Source organism: Nostoc sp. 2RC (assembly GCF_014222165.1).
In the GTDB taxonomy this organism is placed as follows: domain Bacteria; phylum Cyanobacteriota; class Cyanobacteriia; order Cyanobacteriales; family Nostocaceae; genus Nostoc; species Nostoc linckia.
On the sequence record NZ_JACKZU010000754.1, the window covers coordinates 1 to 907 of the forward strand.

1 protein-coding gene is annotated in these 907 nt (G+C 34.7%); it reads right to left on the reverse strand.

Features of this window, described 5'->3' with window-relative positions; all coding sequences use genetic code 11:
• Positions 1-291: 291 nt before the first annotated feature.
• A complete protein-coding gene (locus tag GNE10_RS34840; RefSeq protein ID WP_185570551.1) occupies positions 292-693 on the reverse strand; it encodes a hypothetical protein in 402 nt (133 codons plus the stop codon).
• Positions 694-907 lie beyond the last annotated feature (214 nt).

The window sequence follows — 907 nt, forward strand, 5'->3', positions numbered from 1 at the left end:
AATAGGGAATAGGCAACAGGGTTATAAAAGAGTAAAGTGTACGGAATTTTGTTCAAAAATCAAATAGGATTCCTATAAGGGGAGGGAACTAGATTTTATTGTTTCCCCCCTTACCAAGGGGGATTAAAATCACAGTTAACCACTTTTCAAACAAACTCTTAAATCATTTGTAATGAAATATATCCCCGACTTATCAAATAAGTCGGGGACTGGAAATTTTGAATTTTTACAGTTCCTATTCTAAAAAAGTTAAAAGCAGATTCTATAAATCTTTTGACTTTTGATTTACCGTTAAGGCGTGGCGGTTATTGCATTTTCATCTGATGTTTTATCTGTATTAGATTTCAAGCGTGTCAATCTACTTTTACGGATACGTTCGCTGTCTCTAACGCCACCTGCAAGTTCATATTCATTGCTGTTTTTACCGTACTTGAAACCAACCCCCACGAGCATTTTGTCTGAAACATGACTTAAGGTTTTTTCCATTTCATCGAGTTTTTTTCTAGAAGAGTCAATCATAGCTATAGCAGCGTTATACTCATCAAGCATATTGTGAAAACTGTTTATTAATTGATTTAAGTTTTGCAAGTTGTAAGTATCATCAAAATTAATATTTGGATCGATAGCTTTCAGCCCCGCAACTCTAAATTCAGCTTTTTCTAGAATTCGGGAACTACGTTTTCTTCGAGTCATAAATTTACACTTTTAAAAGTTTTACAAAGCTATTTTGTCTCAATTAACCTGAATTAGAGTTCAGCAAAAAACACATTTTTCGTAGCAAAATTTTTGATTGATGTCCGTGATTTTTCGTATTTTAATCATCAAATGTTGAGTTTAAGTTGTACGAAACCTACAATGGACTTCTAAGAGAAGTCGGGAAAAGGGGAAGGGGGGGCCCCCTCTGGGG

Bases quoted from the DNA above. Each gene is read 5' to 3' on its own strand.
- GNE10_RS34840 (WP_185570551.1), bottom strand. From the start codon at position 693: ATGACTCGAAGAAAACGTAGTTCCCGAATTCTAGAAAAAGCTGAATTT.